The sequence below is a fragment of the Streptomyces sp. NBC_00306 genome, assembly GCF_036169555.1.
Taxonomy (GTDB): Bacteria; Actinomycetota; Actinomycetes; order Streptomycetales; family Streptomycetaceae; genus Streptomyces; species Streptomyces achmelvichensis.
In genome coordinates this window covers 5,049,753-5,075,259 of record NZ_CP108032.1, presented here as the reverse complement: position 1 = coordinate 5,075,259, position 25,507 = coordinate 5,049,753, and the positions used below count along the sequence as shown (strand labels likewise).

Here is a 25,507-nt window from a genome sequence, read left to right as displayed (position 1 = left end):
TCCTCAGCGCTCCTGGCCCGCGAGCCGGCGCACCAGCCCCACCAGAGTGGCGCGTTCCGTCTCCTCCCCCGGTGCCTCCGCGTAGATCATGCGGACGGCCTGCGGGGCGCTGAACCACCAGGCGCCCAGGGCGAGTACGGCGTAGAACAGGGCCTCGGGGGCCAGCCGCGCGTCGAGCATGCCCTTCTTCTGCGCGTCGCCGAGCGCCCGCACGGCCACGCCGTGAGCCGCCGTACGGTCGGCCTCGCGCAGCGCGGGGCCGCCGGTGTCCTGGAGGCCCTCCCACTGGAGGAGGCGGATGAACTGCGGGCGCGCGCAGTGGTAGTCGTACAGCCGGCCGGCGTACTCCCCGAGGTCGTCGAGCTGTTCGCCGGTGACCGGGACCGTGCGCGCGATGCGCTCCCGTTCGGTGTCCAGAACATGGTCGAAGAGCTGTTGCTTGTTGCCGAAGTACTGGTAGATCCGCTCCTTGTTGACGCCCGCCCGGGCGCCGATGCGGTCGATCCGCGCCCCTTCGAAGCCGTACTCGGCAAATTCGTCGACGGCCGCCGCGAGCAGGACTCTGCGGGTGCGTGCGGTGTCCCAGGCCATGGTCCGAGCCTAGGACCCACCAACTGTTCAGTTGGGTCGGACTGGCCGGATGTGCCGTACGACGAAACCCCGGCCGCGGTGGTCAGGAGGGGGCCTGATCCACCGCGGGCCGGGGTGCCGGAGGGGGCCCGGAAAGGGGGCCGCGGGTCGCTCAGATGGTGGCCGCGTCGATCACGAAGCGGTAGCGCACGTCGCTCGACAGCACGCGCTCGTAGGCCTCGTTGATCCGGTCGGCGCCGATCACCTCGATCTCCGCGCCGAGGCCGTGCTCGGCGCAGAAGTCGAGCATCTCCTGGGTCTCGCGGATACCGCCGATACCGGAGCCCGCGAGGGTCTTGCGGCCGGCGATGACGGAGAAGAGGTTGAGGGACACCGGCTCCTCGGGAGCGCCCACGTTCACCAGCGCTCCGTCCGTTCGCAGGAGACCCAGATAGGTGTCCAGCGGGAGCGGGGCCGACACCGTCGAGACGACGAGGTCGAACGTGCCCGCCAGCTGCTCGAAGGTCGCCTCGTCACTGGTCGCGTAGTAGTGGTCGGCACCGAGGCGCAGACCGTCGTCCTTCTTGCGCAGCGACTGGCTGAGAACGGTCACTTCGGCGCCCAGCGCATGCGCGATCTTGACGCCCATGTGGCCGAGACCGCCGAGGCCGACGATGGCGACCTTCTTGCCCGGACCGGCCTTCCAGTGCGCGAGCGGCGAGTAGAGGGTGATGCCGGCGCACAGCAGCGGGGCGGCGACGTCGAGCGACAGGCCGTCGGGGATGCGCAGGGTGAAGGCCTCGTCCACCACGATGTGGGTGGAGTAGCCGCCGTAGGTGGGCTCGCCGTTCTTGTCGAGGGCGTTGTACGTGCCGACGTTGCCGCCGGAGCAGTACTGCTCCAGTCCGGCCTTGCAGTTGTCGCACTCGCGGCAGGAGTCGACCATGCAGCCGACGCCCACCCGGTCGCCGACGGCGAACTTGGTGACGCCGAGACCGGTCTCGGTGACGATCCCCGCGATCTCGTGTCCCGGGACCATCGGGAAGATGCCCTCGCCCCAGCCGTCACGGGCCTGGTGGATGTCGGAGTGGCAGATGCCCGCGTACTTGATCTCGATGAGCACGTCGTGCTCGCCCACCGGACGGCGCGGGATGGTGGTCCGCTCCAGCGGCGCCTTGGCGGCGGGAGCGGCGTATGCGGAAACAGTCGTGGTCATGCACTCGACTGTGCCGAAGTACGCGGAACCTACCCAGCCCTCTGTTGTACCTACGTCCGGCGTGCGTACCACTGGCAGGGTCAGGCTGCGTGGGAAGGGTGGCGCGATACTGGTGAGCATGGACCAGCGCGCCGAACTCAGCGAATTCCTCCGCTCACGCCGCGCCCGGCTGCAGCCCGAGGACGTCGGCCTGCCGCAGCTGGGCCGCCGTCGGCGGGTACCGGGGCTGCGCCGCGAGGAGCTGGCGCAGCTCGCGGGGGTGTCGGTGGCGTACTACACCCGCCTGGAACAGGGCAACGGGCGCAATGTGTCCACCGAGGTGCTGGACGCGATCGGGCGGGCGCTGCGGCTGTCGGACGCCGAGCGCGACCACCTGAGCCATCTCGCGAAGCCGAAGCAGAAGAAGCACCGGCGGATGGGCAGGCCGCAGCACCTGCGCCCGTCCGTGCAGCAGCTGATGGATGCCATGGAGGGCGTGCCCGCCTACGTGGTGGGGCGGCGGCTGGACATCCTGGGCTGGAACCGCACGGCCCGAGCGTTGTTCGGCGACTTCGCGGCCCTGTCCGCGAAGGACCGCAACATGGCCCGGATGGTCTTCCTCGACCCCAACGCCACGGATCTCTACATGGACTGGGAGTGCAAGGCGACCGAGGTGGTGAGCGTGCTGCGGATGTACGCGGGGTGCTCGGCGGACGATCCGCAGCTGCCGGAGCTGATCGGTGATCTCTCGGTCAAGAGCGAGGAGTTCCGGCGGCTCTGGGCCGCGCACACGGTCCAGGACAAGGGCCACGGCGTGAAGCGGATCCACCATCCGCTGGTCGGCGAGATGACGCTGTCGTACGAGACGCTGCGACTTCCGGACGATCACGATCTGTCGCTGGTCACCTACCACGCGGAGCCGGGCACGCGGTCGGCCGAGTCGCTGCGGCTGCTGGCGGGCTGGGGCGTCGACGGCGAGGACGACGACGCGCGGCTGCGGCCGGGGCCCGCGGCGGGCGCCTAGGGTCTGCTCTCGCGGTCGCTCCGGCCCCCGCACACGCCGAAGGCGGGTCACCCCCGAAGGGTGACCCGCCTTCCGCTGTACGGCCCGGTGGCCGGTCGGATCAGGCCGCGGAGCCGGCCTGCCACTCCGCCCAGCTCATGTTCCAGCCGTTGAGGCCGTTGTCCGGCTTGATCGTCTTGTCCTTCGAGTTCTTGACGATCACGACGTCACCGACGATCGAGTTGTCGTACAGCCACGCGGCGGGCTGGTTGGGGTCGCCCGCGCCCTCGACGTCGTTCAGGCCGACGCAGCCGTGGCTGGTGTTGGCGCTGCCGAAGATCGAGTCGGCGCCCCAGTAGTTGCCGTGGATGAAGGTGCCCGACGTGGACAGCCGCATGGCGTGCGGGACGTTCTTGATGTCGTACTCGCCCTTGCCGTCGTCGTCCGTGAAGCCGACGGTCGCACCGTTCATCCGGGTCTCCTTGAACTTCTCGGAGATCACCATCTGACCGTTGTACGTGGGGTTCTCGGTCGAACCGGCGGAGATCGGGATCGTCTTGACGGTCTTGCCATCCTGCGTGATCGTCATCGTCTTCGTCGCGGCGTCGACGGTGGAGACCTGGTTGCGGCCGATCTTGAAGGTGACCGTCTTCTGCTGGACACCGAAGACTCCGTCGGCGCCCTCGACACCGTCGAGGTTCAGCTTCAGCGTGACGGTCGAGCCCTCCTGCCAGTACTGGTCCGGCCGGAAGTCCAGACGCTGGCCGTTGAACCAGTGACCGACGACCTCCTGGCCGCTGCTCGACTCCACGGTGATACCGGCCTGCACGGCCTTCTTGTCGGTGATCGCCTTGTTGAAGTTGATCGACACCGGCATGCCGACGCCGACGGTGGAACCGTCCTCCGGCGTGAAGTTGCCGATGAAGCTGTTGGCGGGCGAGACCGTGGTGAAGGAGGAGTTCTCGTGGGCCTCCAGGCCCTCGGAGTCCTTGGCGGAGGCGGAGATCTTGTACGTGGTGGAGCGCTCGAGCTGATCGTCCGGCTTCCAGCTCTTGCCGTCGGGGGCGAGCGTGCCCTTCACGGCGGCGCCGTCGGCGGTGGTCATCGTGACCTGCGTCAGCTTGCCGTCGCTGACGGTCACCTTGGCGTCGTCGTTGATGCCGGCGTTCGTCGCACCGTTCTTCGGGGAGATGGCTATTCGGGCCTTGGAGGCGTCCTTCGCGGCCGCCTCGTCGACCTGGGCCTGCGACTTCTTCGAGCCCTCGGCGCTGCCGCCCTTGTCGCCGTCGCCGCTACAGGCCGACAGCACCAGAACGCCGCCGAGCACCGCGGACGCGACCGTGAGGGCCTTGCGCCGCTTGCTGTCCGTCATCACACGCTTCTCCATCGTTGCCGAATCGCCTGATCGCACTGTTGGGGAAAACACCCATTCCGGGTTACCCGGTTCCACATCCCCAACCGATGTGGTGAACACCACTCATCGACGCAGCCGCAGCGGTGCCGGTTGCAGTCCCGCGGCATGCGTTCCGCCGGGCCCCGGCCCGTGGAACCGGGGCCCTGACCGGCCGGTCCGGAAAACTGCCGGTCCAGCAGGCTACGGGCGTCCGCCGCCGGAGTCCACGTCGTCCGATTCCGCGGCGTCGGCATCCTCGTCGGCGGCGTCGTACTCTCCATCTTCCTCGTCGAGGTCCCACTCCTCGGCATCGGGGTCGTAGTCGATCTGCTCGCTGGTCCAGGACGCCTGCGCCAGTTCGACACCGGGGACGTCGCCGACCAGGTCGAACGGATCCACGAGATACGCGACGGCCTCGGCCTCGTCCTCGCGCACCGCCGACTCCGCGTGGGCGCGCTCCTCCTCGGGCATGTACTCGTCCGAGGCGATCCGTTCCAGCGCGGCGCCGGTCAGTGATGCGGGTTCCCCGATCTCCAGCACCAATTCCACCCGCAGGCGCACATACCGTGATGTCTCAGAAGTGGTCATACGACGGAGAGTAGGGCTCCTGGCTGCCCGGCTTTCCCACGACCCGCTGCTTTCACTAGCATCAGCGCACCGGCCAATTCGAGGATGCCTCAAGGGGGATCGAGTCCGTGTCCGTCGCACGTCGACCGCTTCTGACCGCCACTGCCGCTGGGACTCTGCTCTGTGCGCTGTGGTTCGTTCCGTCAGCGAACGCCACTGCCGAGCGGGAGGGCGTGGACAGACAGCAGACCGGTGCGGCGGCGACGTCCCAGGACCTGAAACTCGCCGACACGGGCACCTTCGACACCACGCCGTACATCATCGGCGGCACGACGTTCCTGGGGCTCGGCGTGGGCTTCGTGACCTACTCCATACGCCGGAGCGCCACCGGCGCGACGGGCGCAACAACCGCGCTGTGAAAGCCGGATGACCCGGGGCGGCGCCCCGGGTCATCGTGAGCCTCGTGCCGGGCTCGTGGTCAGGCCAGCGGCCCCGTCACCGGTTCCACGGCGGCGATGAGCCCGCCCTCGCGGACGAAGACGTCCGCCGCCTCCAGGTCGGGGGCGAGGAAACGATCCGGCCCGGGCCCCTGCACACCCGCCGCGCGCAGCGCCTCGATGGCGGCCTGCGAGGCGGGCGCGGGGGTCAGACCGTGCCGCAGCTCGATACCGCGGGTGGCCGCGTAGAGCTCGACGGCGATGATCCGGTTCAGATTGCCGACCGTGGTGCGCAGCTTGCGCGCCGCCGACCAGCCCATGGACACATGGTCCTCCTGCATCGCGGAGGACGGGATCGAGTCGGCGGACGCGGGGACCGCGAGCCGCTTCATCTCGCTGACCAGGGCGGCCTGGGTGTACTGGGCGATCATCAGACCCGAGTCCACACCGGCGTCGTCGGCGAGGAAGGGCGGCAGCCCGTGGCTGCGGTTCTTGTCGAGCAGCCGGTCGGTGCGGCGCTCGGCGATGGAGCCGAGGTCCGCGGCGACGATGGCGAGGAAGTCGAGGACGTAGGCCACGGGCGCGCCATGGAAGTTGCCGTTGGACTCCACGCGGCCGTCGGGCAGGACGACCGGGTTGTCGACGGCGGAGGCGAGTTCGCGTTCGGCGACCAGGCGGGCGTGCGCGAGCGTGTCCCGCCCGGCGCCCGCGACCTGCGGCGCGCAGCGCACGGAGTAGGCGTCCTGGACCCGGGGCGCCTCGTCGTGCTGGAAGTGGCCGACGAGCCCGGAGCCCTTGAGCACGGCGCTCATATTGGCGGCGGAGACGCCCTGGCCCGGGTGCGGGCGGATGGCGTGCAGCTCGGGGGCGAGCACCTTGTCGGTGCCGAGGAGCGCCTCCAGCGAGAGCGCGGCGGTGATGTCCGCCGAGGTGTAGAGGCGCTGGAGGTCGGCGAGCGCCATGACCAGCATGCCGAGCATGCCGTCGGTGCCGTTCAGGAGGGCGAGGCCCTCCTTTTCGCGGAGTTCGACGGGTGCGATGCCGTGCTCGGCGAGCAGCTCGCCCGCGGGGCGCACCACGCCGTCGGGGCCCTCCGCGTCGCCCTCGCCCATGAGGGTCAGGGCGCAGTGGGACAGCGGTGCGAGGTCGCCGGAGCAGCCGAGGGAGCCGTATTCGTGCACGACGGGCGTGATCCCGGCGTTCAGCACGTCCGCCATGGTCTGGGCGACCTCGGGGCGTACGCCGGTGTGCCCGGAGCAGACGGTCTTCAGGCGCAGGAACATCAGCGCGCGGACGACCTCGCGCTCGACGCGCGGGCCCATGCCGGCGGCGTGCGAGCGCACGATGTTGCGCTGGAGCTGGGCGCGGAGTTCGTGGCTGATGTGCCGGCTGGCGAGTGCGCCGAAGCCGGTGGAGACCCCGTAGACGGGCTCGGGCTTGGCGGCCAGGGTGTCGACGACGGCGCGGGCGGCGGCGAGGGCGGCCTGCGCCTCGGCGGAGATCTCGATACGGGCGCCCAGGCGGGCCACGGCGACGACGTCATCGGCGGTGGTACCGGACGTCCCCACCACGACGGTATGCATATCCATATTCAGCAGCGTACGGATTGAATCGCAACCTGTCACTAGTGGTGGGCGGGTGGGCCCCTTACTCCCCCGCCACCCCCCGGCGCCCACGAACCGCACGCCCCCTCCGCGGCCAGACTCCACGGCCTACGGCTCGCTCCAGGGCTCCTCGACCTCCTCCGGCCGCACCCCCCGGAAACGGCGGCGGTCCTGGTGCGAGCGCGGCGGGGCGTCCGCCAGGCGCAGCACCGTGCCGTCGCGGCCCGCCACGACCGGCTTCGGCGAGCGGGCCGCCTTCGCCCGGTACTGGGCCGCGTCCGCCAGCCGGAACAGCCGACGGCCCGAGCGGACGTGCCCGATCGGGTCACCCGTCGACGCGACCCCGCACGCCACCCCTTCGCCGAGCTCCAACTCGGCCGCACGGACGCAGAGTTCGTCGGCCACGCGGACCACCTCGTCGGCCGAGGGGCCGACCGTGACGAGGCAGAACTCGTCGCCGCCGAGCCGGGCCGCGAGCGCCCCGGGCAGCATGGCGCCGCACAGCGACAGGACCGAGCCGAATCTCTCCAGCAGCCGGTCGCCGACCGCGTGGCCGTGCGTGTCGTTGACCCGCTTCAGGCCGTTCAGGTCGCAGACCACCAGGCTGACGACGGATTCGTCCTCGCGGTGGCGCTCCAGCGCCTCGTCGAGGCGGGTGTCGACGGCACGGCGGTTGGCGAGACCGGTCAGCGGGTCGGTGAAGGCGAGGCGGCGGACCTCTTCGAGCCGCTCGGTCTGGGCGATCCCTGCGGCGATCACGGAGGCGAGGACGGTCGCGAAGTCGGCGTCGTGGCGGTCGAAGACGGCGGCGCCGAGCGGACGGGCGACATAGAGCTCGCCCCAGGCCCGGCCGTGCAGCACTATCGGCGCCACGACACAGCAGCCGCGGCGGCGCCGGCGCAGGGCCGCCACCCTCTGATGGCAGTAGCCGTGCTCCGGCGTCGCCGGGCCGTCCACGGTCTCCACCCAGGCGTCCGGCTCACCGCCGCCCGCCCACTGCTCGTGCAGGAACTCCGTGATCTCGGGGAAGCGGTTGACGGGATAGGTCTCCGACTCGGGGAACTCCTCCTCGCCGACGGCCCGTTCACCCGCGTTCACGAGCACCTTGAGCCGCCCGAGCTCCCGCTCCCACACGGACAGCGCCGCGAAGGAGCCCGCCAGCGCGGAACACGCGCCCAGCGCCGCCGCACGCCACGACTCGCGCGGGGTGTGCGCGGCAGCCATCGCCTGCGCCAGCGCCACCACGGCTCGCAACCGCCGATCCTCAGCCATCACCCCAGCTTAGGGAGGTTTGTGAGGATTTGATCAGTTGGAGTGGGCCGAGGTTCTCCGGGTCACTCGCCGGGCCACTGCGGCTTCCGCTTCTCGTTGAAGGCGGCGACGCCCTCGGCCCGGTCCCCGGAGAAGGCGACCGAGCGCCAGGCCGCGTCCTCGACCTCCAGCCCGGCGCGCAGATCGAGCCCCTGCCCGAGACGCAGGGCCCGCTTGGCGGCGCGCAGTCCCACCGGCGAGTTCGCGGCGATCCGGGCGGCGAGGGCGAGCGCCTCGGTGCGGGCGTCCTCCGCGAGCTGGTCGACGAGGCCCAACTCCCGGGCCTCCGCCGCCTCTACACGCCGCGCCGAGAACACCAGCTCGGCTGCGCGGGCGGCCCCCACCCGGCGCGGCAGCAGCTGCGTACCGCCGCCGCCGGGGATGACGCCCACGGACACCTCGGGCAGGCCCACGACCGCGGTCGCGTCGGCCACGATCAGATCGCAGGCCAGAGCCAGCTCGAAGCCTCCGCCGAGCGCGTAGCCGTGCACCGCGGCGACCGTGGGCATCGGCAGTTCCAGCACTCCCGTGTAGGCGGCACGGGCGGTGGGCCGCTGCCGGACCAGCTCGGCGTCCGAGAAGGAGTTGCGCTCCTTGAGGTCGGCGCCGACGCAGAAGGCGCGGTCGTTCGAGGAGGTGACGACGGTGACGCGGACGTCCCGGTCGGCGGCGAGGGCGTCACAGGCGGCGGCGAGCGAACGCGCCATCTCGGTGGAGACGGCGTTCATCGCCTTGGGGCGGTCGAGGACGAGCTCGGCGACGTGCTGGTGCGTGCGGACGAGGACGAATTCTCCGAACCGCTGCTCGGACTCGGACATGAGGACCCTCCCGGTTAACGACGGTTCACCGGATCATAGGCCCGCGGCGTTCTGGGCCGTGCGGGGCCCGGGTCCCGGGGGCACGGGAGGCTCACTGCGGGCGACGGGAGAGCAGCCAGGGCTCGACGACGCCCAGACCGCGGACCGGCCGCTGCCACATCGGCTGGAGCGCGAAACGGTACGAGGGCGGCTCCCGGCCCTCCTTCTCGGCCTTCGTCGCCTCCTCCGCGGCCTCGGCCTCCGACGCCGGCGCCTCGCCGGTCCGCACCAGCTCCTCGGCGAACGCCCCGTCCACCAGTACGGCGTCCTTCGGCGCTATCGACGTGAGCCGGCTCGCCAGATTGACCGTGGTGCCGAAGACATCGCCCATCCGCGTGGTGACCGTGCCGAAAGCGATGCCGACGCGCAGCGCCGGCATCGACTCGTCGTGGGTCATCGTCTCGATGAGCCGCAGGGCGATCTCCGCGGCCGTGCCGGCTTCATCGGCCGCGTAGAGGACCTCGTCACCCAGCGTCTTGATCAGCCGGCCGCCGTGGGCGGCCACCAGGTCGGCGGACGTGGTCTCGAACGCCTCGACCAGCTCGCCCAGTTCCTCTTCCTCCAGCCGTCGCGTCAGCCGGGTGAAGCCGACGAGGTCCGCGAAGCCGACCGCGAGCCTGCGGTCGACCATCTCCTCGTCGTCCGCGGCCTGGACGACCCGTCCGGTGGCCGCGGCCAGCTGTCGTCGCCAGACGTAGATCAGGAACTCCTCCAGCTCCGGCAGGAGCAGCTCCACCAGGGGATACGTGACTTCCGTCCGTGTCATCCCGGGCTCGGGAGGCTCGGTGAGACCCTCCAGAAAGGAATCGATCTGCCATTCGGCCAGCCGGGCGGTGGTCTGGCCGGTGGAACGGGCCACCTGGACCGCCATGGGCTCGCTCAGCAGGCCGGCCTCGACGAGACCGGCGAGCCGGCGCAACGCGAGGACGTCCGCCTCGGTGAGCGCCTTGGCCTGGCCGATGTCCGCGAACCCCATGGCCCGCCAGAAACGGGAGGCGAGCTCCATCGAGACGCCCGCGGTACGCGCCGCCTGGAAAGGGGTGTAGCGCCGTTCGGCGCCGAGGATCAGCTGTTCCAGCCGGATGGCGAGGGGGTCGTCGGTCGGCTCGACCGTGTGGTCGACGGCGTGGTGAGGCGTGGGATGCACTGCCCCGGAACTGCCGGATGCTGCGTTGTCGGCCCCGGCCGCGGACTCGGGAGAACCTGACTCGAAATCGCCCGGCCCGGACCCCCCGGACTCGGAACCGGAGCCGGAATCGTCCGCGCCGGAAGTGGTGTCGTCGACGGTCACCAGCCGCCTCCTGCCCGTTCCCTGCGCACTGTCCTGCCGATCTGTCGCTCGATCGCCTCAACGATACGGCAGGTGTGCCCTGGCTCACGTCCGAGTGGCCCGGCTGGTTCAGCGGCGCGACGCACCGGCTCAGCCGGCCGGCCGCAGGTGCACGATGTCGCCCGCACCGACCGTCTCCCGGGTGCCGTCGCCCGTGGCCAGAACAAGCCGTCCGGCGCCGTCCAGGGCGATGGCCTCGCCGGTCACCGACCGGTCTCCGGGCAGCTCGGCACGGACCCTGCGGCCCAGCGTCGCGCAGCCCGCCGCGTACGCCTCCTGCACCCCCGAGAGTCCCGCGTCGCCGCCCGCCTCGCGCCACTTGCCGTACCACTGCTCCAGGGAGCGCAGGACGGCCCGCAGCAGCGGGTCGCGGTCGGTGGAGACGGCGTTCGCCAGCGCGAGGGAGCCCGCCGACGGCACGGGCAGCTCGTCCTCACGGAGCGTGACATTGATACCCATGCCGATCACCACGCCGCCGTCCCCCGCACGCTCCGCGAGGATCCCGCCGGTCTTGCGTTCCTCGCCACCCACAGTCACCAGGAGGTCGTTGGGCCACTTGAGGGACATGTCCACCCCCGCGGCCCGGCTGAGCCCCGTCGCGACGGCGACTCCGGTGAGCAGCGGGAGCCATCCGTAGTGCTCCACGGGCACCTGAGGGCCGGGGCGCAGCAGCACGGACAGGAAGAGCCCCGAGCGGGCGGGCGCGGTCCAGCTGCGGTCCAGACGGCCCCGCCCGGCGGTCTGCTCCTCGGCGACGAGTACGGCCCCTTCCTCCAGGGAGCCCGCTTTCGCCGCGAGATCGGAGTTGGTCGACCCGGTGGCGGGCACGATGTCGAACGAGGTCCACAGCCCGCCCGGCTGCAGCAGGGCGCGGCGCAGCGCGGAGGCGTTCAGCGGCGGCCGGTCCAGGTCGGACCAGCGGCTCCCGGGCGCATTCTCAAACGTCATGCAAGCCAGGTTAGGTGTGGTAAACGACGCACTGCCGAACGGTATCCACGCCGATACGCTACGAGTCAGTAGCCAACGACCCCGTGATCAGCCAGGGAGCCGCATCCCGATGTCCGAGCCGGAACAGATCGCCAGCTCCAGCAGTCCCAGCAGCCACACCACCGCGGGCAAGATCGCGGATCTGCAGCGCCGCATCGAGGAGGCGACGCATGCCGGCTCCGCCCGCGCGGTGGAAAAGCAGCACGCCAAGGGCAAGTTGACGGCCCGCGAGCGGGTCGATCTGCTGCTGGACGAGGATTCGTTCGTGGAGTTCGACGAGTTCGCGCGGCACCGCTCCACCAGTTTCGGCCTGGAGGAGACCCGTCCGTACGGTGACGGAGTCGTCACCGGATACGGCACGGTCGACGGCCGCCCGGTCGCCGTGTTCTCGCAGGACTTCACCGTCTTCGGCGGTGCGCTCGGCGAGGTCTACGGCCAGAAGATCATCAAGGTCATGGACTTCGCCCTGAAGACCGGCTGCCCGGTCATCGGGATCAACGACTCCGGCGGCGCCCGTATCCAGGAGGGCGTCAGCGCGCTCGGCATGTACGGCGAGATCTTCCGCCGCAACACCCATGCCTCCGGCGTGATCCCGCAGATCTCGCTGGTCGTCGGACCGTGCGCGGGCGGTGCGGTGTACTCCCCCGCGATCACCGACTTCACGGTGATGGTCGACCAGACCTCGCACATGTTCATCACGGGCCCGGACGTCATCAAGACCGTGACCGGTGAGGACGTCGGCTTCGAGGCGCTCGGCGGCGCCCGTACGCACAACAGCACCTCCGGCGTCGCCCATCACATGGCGGGCGACGAGAAGGACGCCATCGAGTACGTCAAGTCCCTGCTGTCGTACCTGCCGTCCAACAACCTCTCCGAGCCGCCGGCCTTCCCCGAGGAGGCCGACCTCGCGACGAACGACGAGGACCGCGAGCTCGACACGCTGATCCCGGACTCGGCGAACCAGCCGTACGACATGCACACCGTCATCGAACACGTGCTGGACGAGGGCGAGTTCCTGGAGACCCAGGCGATGTTCGCGCCGAACATCCTCACCGGGTTCGGCCGGGTCGAGGGCTTCCCGGTGGGCATCGTGGCGAACCAGCCGATGCAGTTCGCCGGCTGCCTCGACATCAACGCCTCCGAGAAGGCCGCACGCTTCGTGCGCACCTGCGACGCGTTCAATGTGCCGGTGCTGACCTTCGTCGACGTCCCCGGCTTCCTGCCCGGTGTCGACCAGGAGTACGGCGGCATCATCCGCCGCGGCGCCAAGCTGATCTACGCGTACGCGGAGGCCACCGTCCCGCTGATCACGGTGATCACGCGGAAGGCGTTCGGCGGCGCGTACGACGTCATGGGTTCCAAGCACCTGGGCGCCGACCTGAACCTCGCCTGGCCGACCGCGCAGATCGCGGTGATGGGCGCGCAGGGCGCGGTGAACATCCTGCACCGCCGCACCATCGCGGCCGCCGGCGACGAGTCGGCCCAGGAGGCCACGCGCGCCCGGCTGATCGAGGAGTACGAGGACGCGCTGCTCAACCCGTACACGGCGGCCGAGCGCGGCTATATCGACGCCGTGGTCATGCCGTCGGACACCCGGTCGCAGATCGTGAAGGGACTGCGTCAACTGCGCACCAAGCGGGAGAACCTCCCGCCGAAGAAGCACGGCAACATCCCCCTCTAGGAAGGGACCTGACGATGATCAAGGTCGTACGAGGAAACCCGACCCCCGAGGAACTGGCCGCCGCCCTGGCGGTGGTCCAGGCCCGCGCCGCGGCGACGGCCTCCGCGCCGGAGGGTGCCGTGGCGCCGGCCGAGCAGTGGTCGGACCCGGCGAGGATCGCCCGCAGTCGCCGTCCGCTGCCCGGCCCGCGGGCGTGGGCCCGCACCTTCTGGCCGGTCTGACCGGGCTCCCGGCTCACCGGGACCGTGACAGCACCCCGGCTGCCTCCGCCGCCATGCGGAGGTAGCCGGCGTCGTTGGGGTGCAGCGCGTCCCCGTGGTCGTAGGCAGGGGCGAGCCGGTCCGGGTCCGCCGGATCGGCCAGCGCCCGGTCGAGATCGACGACGGCGTCGAACTCCCCCGACGTACGGATCCAGTGGTTGACCTCGTCGCTGACCCGGGCCGAGTGCGGCCCCCAGTGGTCGGAGCCCTTCAGCGGCAGCAGCGTCGCGCCCACGACCTCCACCCCGCGGGCGTGGGCCTGCCGTATCAGCTCGCGATACCCGGCGATCAGCTCGGCCGCCGGCACGACCGGGGCGGGCTTGTACGTGGGCTGGTCCTCCGCCTCGCTGAAGCCGATGTCGTTGAGGCCCTGGAGCAGGACGACGGTGGAGACGCCGGGCTGGTCGAGGGCGTCCCGGCGGAAGCGCGCGGTGGCCCGCTCGCCGTACCAGGCGGAGTCGTTGAGGACGAGATTGCCGCCGATACCCGCGTTGAGGACGGGCCGGCCGACGCGTTCGGCGAGGGCGTCGGACCAGCGCCGGTCGGCGCCCGGCGTGGACCCGAAGCCGTCGGTGATGGAGTCGCCGAAGAGCACGATGCCGCCGCCGTGGGCGGGCCGCGCGTTGCCCGCCACCTCGACGCCGGAGAGGTAGTACCAGGACTGCGTGACCTCGGTGAAGCGTGCGCCCGAGGTGTCCGCGCGGCGGTCCCCGGCGGCGCGGTAGGTGTCGGTCCAGCCCTGGGCGTGGAAGGTCGCGGGCCCGGTGGTGCCGGCGAAGTACAGCGTCACGGTCACCGGCTCCAGCGACGTCAGCGGCAACCGGGCCGCGTCGCTGCGCAGTTCGCCGTGCGCGGGAACCGACACCGAGCGGCTGCCGCCGAAGGTGAGGGCACGCACGGAGCCGGGACGCACCGCCGCGCCCGCGCCGGCACGGGCGACGGTGGCACCCGTGAGGTGCAGCGGGGAGGTGCCGTACGCGTTGGACAGCCGGATTCTGATCCGGTCGCCGCCCTCCGTGACCCGGACGACCTGGCGGACGGTCTGCCGGGAGAAGCCCTCCTGGGACCAGTTCGGTGTGAAGCCGGTGCTGGGGGCCTGCGGCGAGGCGGCCCAGGCCGCCGTCCAGTGAGGGTGACCGGTGTCGTCGCGTGTGGGCGCCGCGGCCCGTGCGTCCGTGCCGGCGACGAGGCCGAGGCCCGCGGCGACGGCGGCGAGCGGGGTGACGGCACGGTGCAGATACCGGTGCATGGCGGTGCTCCTTCCCGGTCCCGAGCCCTAATGGGTCGAGAGTTCCATTAAGCGATACGGGAACGGTAGCACCGCGGAGGGCTTTAATGGAACAGCAAGCCCATTTAGGGTCTCGCGGACCGGCCGGGTCATCGTGAAGGGGTCCGCCCGTACCCAGAGCGTTGAGTACCTGTACTCAGGCGCCGAAGGGCCGTCCGGCCGCAGGATCGGAAGCATGCTGTGGTCCGACCCGAAGAACGAACCCCCCGAGGAACTGCGCCAGACCCAGGCGATGATGCGCCGCGTCGGCCTGGTGCTGGCGTTGGCCATGGTGCTTGCGATGTTTGTGGTCGGCCTGCACTGAGCGCCGCCTACGATGGCGCCATGACCGTCCAAGCCCCCCGCCTTGTTCTGGCCTCCGCCTCCCCCGCCCGGCTGAATCTGCTGCGCCAGGCCGGGCTCGCGCCCGAGGTGATCGTCAGCGGTGTCGACGAGGACGCCCTGAGCGCCCCGACCCCCGCCGAACTCGCCCTCGTACTCGCCGAGGCCAAGGCGGCCGTCGTCGCCGCTCGCCCCGAAGCCGCCGGTGCCCTGGTCATCGGCTGCGACTCGGTCCTGGAACTCGGCGGCGAGGCCCTCGGCAAACCCGTCGACGAGGAAGAGGCCACGGCCCGCTGGAAGGCGATGCGCGGACGCTCGGGCGTGCTGCAGACCGGTCATTGCGTCACCGACACCACGACGGGCCGGATCGCGTCGGCCACCGCGTCGACCACGGTCCGCTTCGGTGAACCGACGGACGCCGAGGTCGCCGCGTACGTGGCGAGCGGCGAACCCCTGCACGTGGCGGGCGCCTTCACCCTCGACGGCCGCTCGGCGCCGTTCATCGAGGGGATCGAGGGCGACCACAGCAACGTCATCGGCCTGTCCCTGCCACTGCTGCGCGGGCTGCTGGCCGAACTGGGCTACTCGATCACGGACCTGTGGGTCTGAACGGACCCGGCGCCCTCACCGGCAGACCCCCGCACCCGCACCGCCCGGGCGCGCCGACGGCGGCCGCGGGGCTACGGCGGCCGTCGGACGAGGAACCTGACACCCCCTGACAGGGGCGTGCCGGAGCTGACGGATCGCGCAAGGGCCTGACACATCCGCCCGCCGGTGTCAGGCCGGCGCGGCACCGTTCGTCGGCGCCGGCCCGGCCTGCGGCGCCGGCTTCGCGTCACGCGGGGTGCGCTCCCTGCCGAAGAAGACCAGCACCATCACGATCAGCGCGAGCACGACCATCATGAACGCGAAGGCGGACCAGCCCACCAGACCCACGGTCAGCGCACCGAGCACGCCGTGCGTCACCGCCGCGGTGATCAGCAGGATGCGGCCGAAGCGCCCCGGCGCCCGGTCGCGCACCCCGGCCAGCAGGGCGACGACGGCGCAGGCCGCCAGGTAGAGGCCGAACACGATGCCCATCGCCCAGGTGCCGGTGACCATCGCGTCCGGGTCCATCCCCGCGAGGGACATGTCCTGACCGTCCACGAACGTGGCGAGGATGCCGTTGACGACGACGAAGCCCACGGCCTCCATCAGCAGTACAGCCGCGGCCACCACGGCCACCGTTCTGCGCATCACGGCGCCCCCAACCCTCAGTTACCGGAAGTACGTACGACAGCGCGAACGCTACTAACGGGTAAATGGCAGGACAAGGGTCTCGGCACGCTCGGTCGTCCGGCAAAGAATCATTCGCCCATTCGTAGGGACTCCACAAAGAAACCCGTTCGGCCGCTGGCTCCACGAACAGAGACCTGCGCCACACAAGAGGGCTACTGTGCGAGGAGGAAACCCGTCGTACCGTGGTGCGACAAGGGATTTCGCGACTGGGGCGAGCCTCGAATCACGCTCCGTGTGGGCAAGCTCACCATTGGGGACGGGTCGAAAGGCCGTGTCGGCTGTCCCTAAACTCAGCTTGTTTCAAGGAGGGAGCCATCGTGCGCAAGGTGCTCATCGCCAACCGAGGCGAAATCGCTGTCCGTGTTGCCCGGGCCTGCCGGGACGCCGGGATCGCGAGCGTAGCCGTCTACGCCGATCCGGACCGGGACGCTCTGCACGTCCGCGCGGCAGACGAAGCGTTCGCCCTGGGCGGTGACACTCCGGCAGCCAGCTATCTGGACATGGCCAAGGTCCTTCAGGCCGCGAAGGACTCCGGTGCGGACGCCATCCATCCTGGATACGGCTTCCTCTCCGAGAACGCCGAGTTCGCGCAGGCCGTGCTGGACGCCGGGCTGACCTGGATCGGCCCGCCGCCGCAGGCGATCCGCGATCTGGGTGACAAGGTCGCCGCCCGTCACATCGCTCAGCGCGCCGGCGCTCCGCTGGTGGCCGGCACGCCCGACCCGGTCTCCGGCGCCGACGAGGTCGTCGAGTTCGCCAAGGAGCACGGCCTGCCCATCGCGATCAAGGCCGCCTTCGGCGGCGGCGGTCGCGGTCTGAAGGTCGCCCGCACCCTGGAAGAGGTGCCGGAGCTGTACGACTCCGCGGTTCGCGAGGCGGTGGCCGCCTTCGGTCGCGGCGAGTGCTTCGTCGAGCGCTACCTGGACAAGCCGCGCCACGTCGAGACCCAGTGCCTGGCCGACCAGCACGGCAACGTCGTGGTCGTCTCGACCCGTGACTGCTCGCTCCAGCGCCGCCACCAGAAGCTGGTGGAGGAGGCCCCCGCGCCCTTCCTGACGGACGAGCAGAACGCCGAGCTGTACGCCGCGTCGAAGGCCATCCTCAAGGAGGCCGGCTACGTCGGCGCCGGCACGGTGGAGTTCCTGGTCGGCGTGGACGGCACGATCTCCTTCCTGGAGGTCAACACCCGTCTCCAGGTCGAGCACCCGGTCACCGAAGAGGTCACCGGCATCGACCTGGTGCGCGAGATGTTCCGCGTCGCCGACGGCGAGGAGCTCGGCTACGGCGACCCGGAGGTGCGCGGCCACTCCTTCGAGTTCCGCATCAACGGCGAGGACCCGGGTCGCGGCTTCCTCCCCGCCCCCGGCACGGTGACCACCTTCGCCCCGCCCTCCGGCCCCGGTGTCCGCCTGGACGCGGGCGTGGAGTCCGGCAGCGTGATCGGCCCGGCGTGGGACTCCCTGCTGGCCAAGCTGATCGTCTCCGGCGCCAGCCGTGAGCAGGCGCTCCAGCGTGCCGCGCGTGCGCTGGACGAGTTCACCGTGGAGGGCATGGCCACGGCCATCCCGTTCCACCGTGCGGTCGTCCGCGACCCGGCGTTCACCAGCGACCCGTTCCGCGTCCACACCCGCTGGATCGAGACCGAGTTCGTCAACGAGATCCCCGCGTTCGCCGCCCCGGCGGAGGCCGAGGTCGAGGACGAGCCGGGCCGCGAGACGGTCGTCGTCGAGGTCGGCGGGAAGCGCCTCGAAGTGTCGCTGCCGGTCTCCCTCGGCATGTCGCTGGCCCGCACCGGCCTGGCCGCGGGTGCGAAGCCCAAGCGCCGTGCCGCGAAGAAGTCCGCGTCCGCCGCCTCCGGCGACACCCTCGCGTCCCCGATGCAGGGCACGATCGTCAAGATCGCGGTCGAGGAGGGCCAGGAGGTCAAGGAGGGCGACCTGATCGTCGTCCTGGAGGCCATGAAGATGGAGCAGCCCCTGAACGCGCACCGCGCGGGCACCATCAAGGGCCTCGCCGCCGAGGTCGGAGCGTCCGTCTCGTCCGGCGCGGCCATCTGCGAGATCAAGGACTGACGTCCCGTAGTACACAGGTGCGGATCCCGCCCCGCCGAGTCCCCGGACCGGCGGGGCGGTCCCGTATCCGTACCCGGGAAGCCGCCGGCGGCTCGGTGGCATCCTGGAGACCGGTGCGGCCCAGGGAGGACGGCACGATGACCACGAGTACGACAGCGGCCTCGGCACGGCCGATGCGGGCGGATGCGCGCCGGAACTACGAACGGCTGCTCGTCGAGGCCCGTGCCGCCTTCGCCGAGCACGGCACCGACGCCTCGCTCGAGGAGATCGCCCGCCGGTCGGGGGTCGGTATCGGCACGCTGTACCGGCACTTCCCCAACCGTCACGCGATGATGAACGCGGTCTTCCAGGACGCGCTCGCGTCACTGCTGGAGCGCTCCCGCGAACTGGCCGGCGCGGACCGGCCGTGCACGGCACTGGTGGAGTGGCTGCGCGCCATCATCACTCATGCGGGTGAGTACCGGGGCCTGTCCAGGGCGCTCATGTCGGCGTCCCACGACCGGAGTTCGGCTCTCTCGCAGTCCTGTGAGCCGCTGCGCGAGGCGGGCAACGAGCTGTTGGTACGGGCGCAGGAGAGCGGCGCCGTGCGCCCGGACGTCTCGATCACGGATCTGATGCAGCTGACCAACGCGATCGCGCTGGCCGCGGAGCAGACACCCGACGACCCGGAACTGGCGGACCGGCTCCTGCTGCTCACCCTGAAGGGCCTGCGGCCGGACGGCCCGTGAGGCACCGACGACCCGCGCCGAACACCACCTGCGCGACGAAGACCTACCTGCGGCGGAGGTCCGCCACCCTCGCCGCCCGCTCCACACCGGGGTCGGGCGCGAGCGCTCCGGCCGCGCTGCGCAGCTGATGCCCCGGCCCGCCGCGGGTGCGGCGCTGTCCCGGGAGCGGCACATCACGGCGGGGCGGGCGGCCGGGGGCCGTCTCGGCGGCCCCTGCCGCACCGGCCACGGCGATCTGCACCCCCTGGTCGGCGAGCGCCTGGAGCTCGGTGGCCGCACGGTCGTCGTGGGCCGGCGGCTCGTCCGTGACCAGCCGGGTGATCACGTCCGTCGGCACGGTCTGGAACATGGTGTCGGTACCCAGCTTGGTGTGGTCCGCGAGGACCACCACCTCGGCCGCGGCCTGCACGAGCGCCCGGTCGACACTCGCGGAGAGCATGTTGGAGGTGGACAGACCGCGCTCGGCGGTGAGCCCGCTTCCGGACAGGAAGGCACGGGAGACCCGCAGCCCCTGGAGCGACTGCTCCGCGCCACTGCCGACCAGCGCGTAGTTCGAGCCACGCAGGGTCCCGCCGGTCATGACGACCTCGACACGGTTGGCATGGGCCAGCGCCTGGGCGACCAGCAGGGAGTTGGTGACGACGGTCAGCCCCGGAACACGCGCGAGCCGGCGGGCCAGCTCCTGCGTGGTCGTACCGGCGCCGACGACGATGGCCTCGCCTTCTTCGACGAGGCCCGCGGCGAGGTCGGCGATGGCCGTCTTCTCCGCGGTGGCGGACAGGGATTTCTGCGGGAAGCCGGACTCTCTCGTGAATCCGCCCGGCAGTACCGCACCGCCGTGGCGGCGGTCGAGGAGTCCTTCTGCCTCCAGTGCCCGCACGTCCCGACGTACGGTCACTTCGGAGGTCTGGACGACGCGGGCGAGCTCACGGAGCGACACGGCTCCGTTGGCGCGCACCATTTCGAGGATCAATTGGCGACGTTCTGCAGCGAACACGAAACTGACAGTAACCCCACCGGCCGATAGTTTTCAGCACTATGCGCCGAATAGCAGAAGTTGCCCATATCGGAGTTCGGCAAGTGGTATAGGCGGAGCCGAAGTTGACCGCCGGTGCGCCAAGTGCCCGGGGTTCTTCGGATTTACGCCTCGCCGGCCGTCTTCCGGGTGTGCAACTGGCGTGCCACCTCCGCGATCGACCCCGACAGAGAGGGGTACACGGTGAAAGCGTTTGCGATCTGTTCGACCGTCAGATTGTTGTCGACCGCGATCGAGATGGGATGGATGAGCTCGCTCGCACGCGGCGCGACCACACAGCCGCCGACGACGATGCCCGTGCCCGGGCGGCAGAAGATCTTGACGAAACCGTCGCGGATGCCCTGCATCTTCGCGCGCGGGTTGCGCAGCAGCGGCAGCTTCACCGAACGGGCGTCGATCTTGCCCGCGTCCACATCGGCCTGGGTGTAGCCGACGGTCGCGATCTCCGGGTCGGTGAAGACGTTCGACGAGACCGTCTTGAGGTTGAGGGGCTGCACCGCGTCGCCGAGGAAGTGGTACATCGCGATCCGGCCCTGCATGGCGGCGACCGAGGCGAGCGCGAAGACACCGGTGACGTCACCGGCCGCGTACACGCCCGGGGCGCTGGTCCGCGAGACCTTGTCGGTCCAGATGTGGCCCGAGTCCCTGAGCCGTACGCCCGCGTCCTCCAGACCCATGCCCGCGGAGTTGGGGATCGCGCCGACCGCCATCAGACAGTGCGAGCCGGAGATGACCCGCCCGTCGGAGAGCGTGACCTCGACCCGGTCGCCGACGCGCTTCGCGGACTCCGCGCGGGAGCGGGCCATGACGTTCATGCCGCGGCGGCGGAAGACGTCCTCGAGCACCGCGGCGGCGTCCGGGTCCTCACCGGGCAGCACGCGGTCGCGGGAGGAGACGAGGGTGACCCGGGAGCCGAGCGCCTGGTAGGCACCGGCGAACTCGGCACCGGTGACACCGGAGCCGACCACGATGAGCTCCTCGGGGAGCTCGTCCAGGTCGTACACCTGCGTCCAGTTCAGAATGCGCTCTCCGTCGGGGAGGGCGTCCGGGATCTCCCGGGGGTGGCCACCGGTCGCGATGAGCACGGCGTCGGCGGTGAGCGTCTCCTCGCTGCCGTCGGCGGCGCGCACGATCACCTTGCGGGAACCGTCCATCGCCTGCTGGCCCTCCAGCCGGCCGCGGCCGCGCATGACGCGTGCGCCCGCCCTGGTGACGGAGGCGGTGATGTCGTGGGACTGGGCGAGGGCGAGACGCTTCACACGGCGGTTGACCTTGCCGAGGTCCACGCCGACCACCCGGGCGGCCTGCTCGATGTGCGGGGTGTCGTCGGCGACGATGATGCCCAGTTCCTCGTACGAGGAGTCGAAGGTGGTCATCACCTCGGCCGTGGCGATGAGGGTCTTGGAGGGCACACAGTCCGTCAGTACGGATGCGCCGCCGAGGCCGTCGCAGTCCACGACGGTCACCTCCGCGCCGAGTTGGGCGCCCACCAGGGCCGCCTCGTATCCGCCGGGTCCGCCGCCGATGATCACGATCCGGGTCACAGGGGTTACGCCTCGCGCTCTCGTTACTGCCGGGTGGGGTGTCCCGCTGGGCTGGAGTACGTACTCCATTGTCCCGCACGCTTCAACCCGCTCACTCCCGGGGCCTCCCATGCGGGAAGGCGTCCACCCCGAGTGTCCCGGAAGATCCCCCCACCGCCCACCCGCATGCCCTGCATCCGAACCGGCTCAGGTTCGCGTGTGCCTGCAGCGGCCGCCGGTCTCGTCCCTCGACCCCCGGCAGGGGGCGTGCAGGGTCGTCCCCGCAGGGGATCGGCGGCAACACCCGGGTGACCGAGACAGCAGACCTGTACGCCGCCGACCCCGAGGAGTCGAGCCCGGAGGGCCCCCGGACCCGACGCCGGACAAGAACCCGCAGCCCAGGAACCCACCAGGGACCCGCACGGCCAAACCTTCGCCCCCGGCAGGGGGCGTGCAGGGTCGTCCCCGCAGGGGATCGGCGGCAACACCCGGGCACGCAATGCAACACAGCTGTACGCCGCCGACCCCGAGGAGTCGAGCCCGGAGGGCCCCCGGACCCGACGCCGGACAAGAACCCGCAGCCCAGGAACCCGCCAGGGACCCGCACGACCCAAACCTTCGCCCCGCGGACCCGACGCCGGACAAGGACCCGAGGCTCAAGCGCCCGCCCGCCCCAGGGACCCGCACGACCCAAACGTTCGCCCCGCGGACCCGACGCCGGACAAGGACCCGAGGCTCAAGCGCCCGCCAGGAGGACCCCCACCGGACAGAACCCACCACACCCCCCGCCCCACCTCGCCCGCACGAGCCCGCACCCGTGCCCCTCCCGTACCCTCAATCCCATGTCGCTCTACGCCGCGTACGCCGGCAACCTCGACGCGCGGCTGATGTCCCGCCGCGCCCCGCACTCCCCGCTGCGCGGCACCGGCTGGCTGAACGGCCACCGGCTGACGTTCGGCGGCGAGCAGATGGGCTGGGAGGGAGCGCTGGCCACGATCGTGGAGGCGCCGCGTTCCCAGGTCTTCGTCGCGCTGTACGACATCGCCCCGATGGACGAGGACTCGATGGACCGCTGGGAAGGTGTCGGCATGGACATCTACCGGCGGATGCGGGTCCGCGTGGACACCCTGGACGGCGAGGAGCCGGCCTGGGTGTACGTCCTGAACGGCTATGAGGGCGGCCTGCCGTCGGCGCGCTATCTCGGCGAACTCGCGGACGCGGCCGACTCGGCCGGGGCGCCTCACGACTATGTGATGGAGCTGCGGAAGCGGCCCTGCTGACGGCCGCGCCGGGCACCGGGGCGGACACGGAGCGTGTTCGTCGGAAACGACAAGACAACGATCCGAAGACCGTACGCTGCGTCATCTACGCGCGTAGGAAATGACCGGCTACCCTCATTCGCGTGAACGCATCAGTGAACCCGGATCTCAACGGCGTCTCCGCCGACCCCCACGCCGCGGCCGACGCCGCCGCCGCCCGCCTGCGCGAGCTGACCGGCGCCGAGACACACGACGTAGCCCTGGTGATGGGCTCCGGCTGGGCTCCCGCCGTCGACGCGCTCGGTGCTCCCGAGGCCGAGTTCCCGGTCACCGAACTGCCCGGTTTCCCGCCCCCGGCGGTCGAGGGCCACGGCGGCAAGATCCGCTCGTACCGCATCGGCGGCAAGCGCGCGCTCGTCTTCCTGGGCCGTACGCACTACTACGAGGGCCGCGGCGTCGCCGCCGTCGCACACGGTGTGCGCACCGCGGTGGCAGCGGGCTGCAAGACCGTCGTCCTGACCAACGGCTGCGGCGGTCTGCGCGAGGGCATGCGCCCCGGTCAGCCGGTGCTGATCAGCGACCACATCAACCTGACGGCGGCCTCCCCGATCATCGGCGCGAACTTCGTCGACCTGACCGACCTGTACTCGCCGCGGCTGCGCGCGCTGTGCAAGGAGGTCGACTCCTCGCTGGAGGAGGGCGTCTACGTCCAGTTCCCCGGCCCGCACTACGAGACGCCGGCGGAGATCAACATGGTCCGCGTCATGGGCGGCGACCTGGTCGGCATGTCGACGGTGCTCGAGGCGATCGCGGCCCGCGAGGCCGGCGCGGAGGTGCTGGGCATCTCCCTCGTCACCAACCTGGCGGCCGGACTGACGGGTGAGCCGCTCAACCACGAAGAGGTGCTCCAGGCGGGCCGCGACTCGGCGGCGCGCATGGGTTCGCTGCTGACGAGGGTCCTGGACCGGATCTGACATCTGTCGCCTCCGGGGACCCGGGTCCCCGGAGAACGGCCTCCGGCCGTGTCCTTCATCGCCGGCCGGGCCGGAGTTCCCCCGACCCATCACGAGAGGCACACACCGTGACGCAGGACCTCATCGCCCGGGCCGAGGCCTGGCTGGCCGAGGACCCGGACAGCGAGACCCGGGACGAGCTGCGCAAGCTCATCGAGTCCCGGGAGACCGACGAGCTCGCGGCCCGGTTCGCGGGCACGCTCCAGTTCGGCACCGCCGGTCTGCGCGGCGAGCTCGGCGCCGGGCCCATGCGGATGAACCGCGCCGTCGTGATCCGCGCGGCCGCCGGCCTCGCCGCGTACCTGCAGGCCAAGGGCGAGGAGGGCGGCCTCGTCGTCATCGGATACGACGCCCGCTACAAGTCCGCCGACTTCGCGCGCGACACCGCGGCGGTCATGGTCGCCGCCGGCCTCCGGGCGGCCGTGCTGCCGCGTCCGCTGCCGACTCCCGTACTCGCCTTCGCCATAAGGCAGCTGGGTGCCGTCGCCGGCGTCGAGGTCACCGCCAGCCACAACCCGCCGCGCGACAACGGCTACAAGGTCTATCTCGGCGACGGCTCGCAGATCGTGCCGCCCGCCGACGCGGAGATCGCCGCCGAGATCGACGCGATCCGCAGCCTGCACGACGTGCCGCGCGCCGAGTCCGGCTGGGACGTCCTCGGCGAGGAGGTCCTGGAGGCCTATCTGGCCCGTACGGACGCCGTGCTGGCCGCCGGGTCCCCGCGAGGGGTCCGCGTGGTCCACACGGCCCTGCACGGCGTCGGCACGGAGGTGTTCACCGCCGCCTTCGCCCGGGCGGGCTTCCCGGAGCCGGTCCTCGTCGCGGAGCAGGCCGAGCCCGACCCCGCGTTCCCGACCGTCGCGTTCCCGAACCCCGAGGAGCCGGGTGCGATGGATCTCGCCTTCGAGACCGCGCGCCGCGTCCGGCCGGACATCGTCATCGCCAACGACCCCGACGCCGACCGCTGCGCCGTCGCCGTGCCCGACGACAGCGCACCCGGCGAGTGGCGCATGCTGCGCGGCGACGAGGTCGGCGCGCTGCTCGCCGCACACCTCGTCCGCAAGGGCGCGACGGGCACCTTCGCGGAGTCGATCGTGTCCTCGTCCCTGCTGGGCCGGATCGCGGAAGCGGCCGGGCTGCCCTTCGTGGAGACGCTCACCGGCTTCAAGTGGATCGCCCGCGCCGAAGGCCTGCGCTACGGCTACGAGGAGGCGCTCGGCTACTGCGTCGACCCCGAGGGCGTCCGCGACAAGGACGGCATCACCGCCGCGCTGCTCGTCGCCGAGCTTGCGTCGGAGCTCAAGGAGCAGGGCCGCGGACTGACCGATCTGCTCGACGACCTGGCCGTCGAACACGGTCTGCACGCCACGGACCAGCTCTCGGTACGGGTCGAGGACCTGAGCATCATCGCGGACGCGATGCGCCGGCTCCGCGAGCAGCCGCCCGCCGAACTGGCCGGGCTGCGGATCACCGGCGCGGAGGACCTGACCCGGGGTACGGAGACGCTGCCGCCGACGGACGGACTGCGGTACCACCTCGACGGCGAGTTCACCGCCCGCGTCATCGTCCGCCCGAGCGGCACCGAGCCCAAGCTCAAGTGCTACCTGGAGGTCGTCGTCCCGGTCGCGGACGCGGCCGCGCTGCCCGCCGCGCGCGAGCGGGCCACCGAGGTGCTGACGGCGGTCAAGCGGGACCTCTCGGCGGCCGCCGGCATCTGACGGCGGCCATGGTCCCGCGCTGGGCCCAGGGTGCCGCGCGGGGCCGCCCGTACGGGTGAATCTCGTACGGCGTGGC

24 protein-coding genes are annotated in these 25,507 nt (G+C 71.3%); 11 read left to right on the top strand and 13 right to left on the bottom strand.

The features are described 5' to 3' along the window. Positions 1-3 precede the first annotated feature (3 nt). Both OHA05_RS22720 and OHA05_RS22715 read right to left on the bottom strand, forming a co-directional pair. A complete protein-coding gene (locus tag OHA05_RS22720) occupies positions 4-591 on the bottom strand; it encodes a TetR family transcriptional regulator (RefSeq protein ID WP_313944482.1) in 588 nt (195 codons plus the stop codon). 151 nt (positions 592-742) lie between these two features. After that, entirely contained in the window at positions 743-1,786 is a 1,044-nt protein-coding gene (locus tag OHA05_RS22715; protein ID WP_328861565.1) for an NAD(P)-dependent alcohol dehydrogenase, read from the bottom strand. A gap of 118 nt (positions 1,787-1,904) precedes the next feature. Here OHA05_RS22715 and OHA05_RS22710 point away from each other — a divergent pair, with 118 nt between their 5' ends. Continuing rightward, positions 1,905-2,789 (top strand): helix-turn-helix transcriptional regulator, encoded by an 885-nt coding sequence (locus tag OHA05_RS22710; RefSeq protein ID WP_313944484.1) that lies wholly within the window; start codon positions 1,905-1,907, stop codon positions 2,787-2,789. Positions 2,790-2,889: 100 nt separating this feature from the next. On the opposite strand, the gene OHA05_RS22705 is transcribed toward OHA05_RS22710, so the two are convergent. After that, on the bottom strand, positions 2,890-4,155 hold the full coding sequence (locus OHA05_RS22705) for a L,D-transpeptidase (RefSeq protein ID WP_313944485.1): 1,266 nt from the start codon (positions 4,153-4,155) through the stop codon (positions 2,890-2,892). 207 nt (positions 4,156-4,362) lie between these two features. Beyond that, complete coding sequence (locus OHA05_RS22700; protein ID WP_328861564.1) at positions 4,363-4,749, bottom strand: hypothetical protein; 387 nt, start codon at positions 4,747-4,749, stop codon at positions 4,363-4,365. Between the two features lie 107 nt (positions 4,750-4,856). Between OHA05_RS22700 and OHA05_RS22695 the strand changes: the two genes are divergently transcribed. Next, the gene (locus tag OHA05_RS22695) at positions 4,857-5,147 is read left to right on the top strand and encodes a hypothetical protein (protein WP_313944487.1); all 291 of its coding nucleotides are present in this window, start codon (positions 4,857-4,859) and stop codon (positions 5,145-5,147) included. 59 nt (positions 5,148-5,206) lie between these two features. Here OHA05_RS22695 and hutH read toward each other — a convergent pair whose 3' ends face one another. From hutH to OHA05_RS22670, 5 genes are all read right to left on the bottom strand, one after another. Beyond that, positions 5,207-6,748, bottom strand: coding sequence for a histidine ammonia-lyase (gene hutH, locus OHA05_RS22690; protein ID WP_313948889.1), 1,542 nt, complete (start codon positions 6,746-6,748; stop codon positions 5,207-5,209). Positions 6,749-6,877: 129 nt separating this feature from the next. Further along, positions 6,878-8,041 (bottom strand): GGDEF domain-containing protein, encoded by a 1,164-nt coding sequence (locus tag OHA05_RS22685; RefSeq protein WP_313944488.1) that lies wholly within the window; start codon positions 8,039-8,041, stop codon positions 6,878-6,880. Positions 8,042-8,103: 62 nt separating this feature from the next. Beyond that, complete coding sequence (locus tag OHA05_RS22680) at positions 8,104-8,898, bottom strand: enoyl-CoA hydratase/isomerase family protein (RefSeq protein WP_328861563.1); 795 nt, start codon at positions 8,896-8,898, stop codon at positions 8,104-8,106. Between the two features lie 91 nt (positions 8,899-8,989). Further along, on the bottom strand, positions 8,990-10,084 hold the full coding sequence (locus OHA05_RS22675; protein ID WP_327686767.1) for an adenylate/guanylate cyclase domain-containing protein: 1,095 nt from the start codon (positions 10,082-10,084) through the stop codon (positions 8,990-8,992). Positions 10,085-10,357: 273 nt separating this feature from the next. Next, positions 10,358-11,215, bottom strand: a complete 858-nt coding sequence (locus OHA05_RS22670; protein ID WP_313944491.1) for a biotin--[acetyl-CoA-carboxylase] ligase — start codon at positions 11,213-11,215, stop codon at positions 10,358-10,360. A gap of 109 nt (positions 11,216-11,324) precedes the next feature. Here OHA05_RS22670 and OHA05_RS22665 point away from each other — a divergent pair, with 109 nt between their 5' ends. Beyond that, positions 11,325-12,935, top strand: coding sequence for an acyl-CoA carboxylase subunit beta (locus OHA05_RS22665; RefSeq protein WP_313944492.1), 1,611 nt, complete (start codon positions 11,325-11,327; stop codon positions 12,933-12,935). Positions 12,936-12,949: 14 nt separating this feature from the next. Continuing rightward, a complete protein-coding gene (locus tag OHA05_RS22660; RefSeq protein WP_327680968.1) occupies positions 12,950-13,156 on the top strand; it encodes an acyl-CoA carboxylase epsilon subunit in 207 nt (68 codons plus the stop codon). A gap of 13 nt (positions 13,157-13,169) precedes the next feature. Here OHA05_RS22660 and OHA05_RS22655 read toward each other — a convergent pair whose 3' ends face one another. Beyond that, a complete protein-coding gene (locus OHA05_RS22655; protein ID WP_313944494.1) occupies positions 13,170-14,444 on the bottom strand; it encodes an SGNH/GDSL hydrolase family protein in 1,275 nt (424 codons plus the stop codon). Between the two features lie 214 nt (positions 14,445-14,658). Here OHA05_RS22655 and mmpB point away from each other — a divergent pair, with 214 nt between their 5' ends. Beyond that, a complete protein-coding gene (gene mmpB, locus OHA05_RS22650; RefSeq protein WP_313944495.1) occupies positions 14,659-14,787 on the top strand; it encodes a morphogenic membrane protein MmpB in 129 nt (42 codons plus the stop codon). Between the two features lie 20 nt (positions 14,788-14,807). Further along, positions 14,808-15,413: a Maf family protein gene (locus OHA05_RS22645; RefSeq protein ID WP_313944496.1), complete on the top strand. Its 606-nt coding sequence runs from the start codon at positions 14,808-14,810 to the stop codon at positions 15,411-15,413. 168 nt (positions 15,414-15,581) lie between these two features. Here the strand turns inward: OHA05_RS22645 and OHA05_RS22640 are convergent, their stop codons facing one another. After that, positions 15,582-16,040 (bottom strand): hypothetical protein, encoded by a 459-nt coding sequence (locus OHA05_RS22640; protein WP_313944497.1) that lies wholly within the window; start codon positions 16,038-16,040, stop codon positions 15,582-15,584. Between the two features lie 359 nt (positions 16,041-16,399). On the opposite strand from OHA05_RS22640, the gene OHA05_RS22635 reads away from it, so the two are divergent. Beyond that, entirely contained in the window at positions 16,400-18,154 is a 1,755-nt protein-coding gene (locus OHA05_RS22635; protein WP_313944498.1) for an ATP-binding protein, read from the top strand. Between the two features lie 137 nt (positions 18,155-18,291). After that, positions 18,292-18,882: a TetR/AcrR family transcriptional regulator gene (locus tag OHA05_RS22630; RefSeq protein WP_328861562.1), complete on the top strand. Its 591-nt coding sequence runs from the start codon at positions 18,292-18,294 to the stop codon at positions 18,880-18,882. 43 nt (positions 18,883-18,925) lie between these two features. Here OHA05_RS22630 and OHA05_RS22625 read toward each other — a convergent pair whose 3' ends face one another. After that, entirely contained in the window at positions 18,926-19,879 is a 954-nt protein-coding gene (locus OHA05_RS22625; protein ID WP_313944500.1) for a DeoR/GlpR family DNA-binding transcription regulator, read from the bottom strand. Between the two features lie 143 nt (positions 19,880-20,022). Next, on the bottom strand, positions 20,023-21,462 hold the full coding sequence (locus OHA05_RS22620; protein ID WP_313944501.1) for an NAD(P)H-quinone dehydrogenase: 1,440 nt from the start codon (positions 21,460-21,462) through the stop codon (positions 20,023-20,025). Positions 21,463-22,283: 821 nt separating this feature from the next. Here OHA05_RS22620 and OHA05_RS22615 point away from each other — a divergent pair. From OHA05_RS22615 to OHA05_RS22605, 3 genes are all read left to right on the top strand, one after another. Continuing rightward, on the top strand, positions 22,284-22,721 hold the full coding sequence (locus OHA05_RS22615; RefSeq protein ID WP_313944502.1) for a gamma-glutamylcyclotransferase: 438 nt from the start codon (positions 22,284-22,286) through the stop codon (positions 22,719-22,721). Between the two features lie 122 nt (positions 22,722-22,843). Beyond that, the gene (locus OHA05_RS22610; RefSeq protein ID WP_313944503.1) at positions 22,844-23,674 is read left to right on the top strand and encodes a purine-nucleoside phosphorylase; all 831 of its coding nucleotides are present in this window, start codon (positions 22,844-22,846) and stop codon (positions 23,672-23,674) included. Positions 23,675-23,781: 107 nt separating this feature from the next. Beyond that, positions 23,782-25,431: a phospho-sugar mutase gene (locus OHA05_RS22605; RefSeq protein ID WP_328861561.1), complete on the top strand. Its 1,650-nt coding sequence runs from the start codon at positions 23,782-23,784 to the stop codon at positions 25,429-25,431. Positions 25,432-25,507: the final 76 nt, after the last annotated feature.